Genomic DNA, 1,374 nt, shown 5'->3' with positions numbered 1-1,374 from the left:
AAAATCCTGGTCACCCGCGGGGCCGAACTGCCCGAGCCGCAGCTGCGGACCTCGATGACCACCCTGGCGGGCACCGAACCCTCGACCCTGTTCGGGATGAGCGAGGTGCTGGGGGCCGGGTCGCCGGAGGCCAAGACGCTGCAACAGCAGATGGTGAGCCGGATGGCGATCATGTCCGATCCGGCCAGCGTGCTGGTCGACAACGCCGACCTGCTGCGTTCGATCCAGACCACCGACGACATCGCCGACCAGGTCATCAAGAACGCGACCGCGTCGGTGACCAAGTCGGTGCACGCCCAGGCCGCCGAGCGCCGCTCGGCCGCGATCACCGACACCGTCCTGGTGCTGGCCGCGATCGTGATCGCGTTGGCGGTCGTGCTGCTGGTCGCGCGGGCGCTGGTGCGGCCGCTGCGCATCCTGCGCGACGGCGCGCTCAAAGTCGCCCACACCGATCTCGAGGAGGAGATCGCCCGGTTGAAAGCCGGTGGGCCCGAACCGATTCCGACCCCGCTACCGGTCTACACCACCGAGGAGATCGGCCAGGTCGCGCACGCGGTCGACGAGCTGCACACCCAGGCCCTGCTGCTGGCCGGTGACGAGGCGCGGTTGCGGCTGCTGGTCAACGACATGTTCGAGACCATGTCGCGGCGCAGCCGCTCGCTGGTGGACCAGCAGCTGGCGCTCATCGACCGGCTGGAACGCAACGAGGACAACCCCGACCGCCTGGACAGCCTGTTCCGCCTCGACCATCTGGCGGCGCGGCTGCGCCGCAACAGCGCCAACCTGCTGGTGCTGGCCGGCGCGCAATTGGCCCGCGACCAGCGCGACCCGGTGCCGCTGGCCACGGTGATCAACGCCGCGGTCTCCGAGGTCGAGGATTACCGCCGCGTCGAAGTCGCTGGGCTGCCCGAGTGCTCACTGATCGGCGCGGCCGCCGGCGGCGCCATCCACCTGTTCGCCGAGCTGATCGACAACGCGCTGCGCTACTCGCCGCCGACCAGCTCGGCGCGGATCTCGGCCTCGCGCGGCGGCTCGGATCCGCAAGGCGGCGTCGTGGTGCGGATCGCCGACTCCGGTCTGGGGATGAACGACACCGACCGGCGGATGGCCAACATGCGGCTGCAGGCCGGGGGCGACGTCAGCCCCGACAACGCCCGGCACATGGGTCTGTTCGTGGTCGGCCGGATCGCGGCCCGGCACGGCATCCGGGTCGGCCTGCGCGGCCCGGCGGCCAACGAGTCGGGCTCCGGCACCACCGCCGAGATCTACCTGCCGCCGACGGTGCTGGCCGGGTCGGCCGTCGCCGAGTCGGCCGCGCCGCGCCACATCCGGGGGGTCTCCTCGCCGAGCGCCAAGCTGGCCAGCGCGACCGCC

At 71.9% G+C, this 1,374-nt stretch carries 1 protein-coding gene; it reads left to right on the top strand.

The genetic code is table 11. From position 1 onward, the window contains the following. On the top strand, nt 1–1,374 hold a 1,374-nt coding region (locus tag A9W96_RS15960), incomplete at both ends, for an ATP-binding protein (RefSeq protein WP_156765275.1).

This window comes from Mycobacterium sp. 1245852.3 (genome assembly GCF_001669335.1).
GTDB lineage: Bacteria > Actinomycetota > Actinomycetes > Mycobacteriales > Mycobacteriaceae > Mycobacterium > Mycobacterium europaeum_A.
Note: the sequence above shows the minus strand (reverse complement) of the source record. Positions and strands in the feature narration are given on the sequence as shown.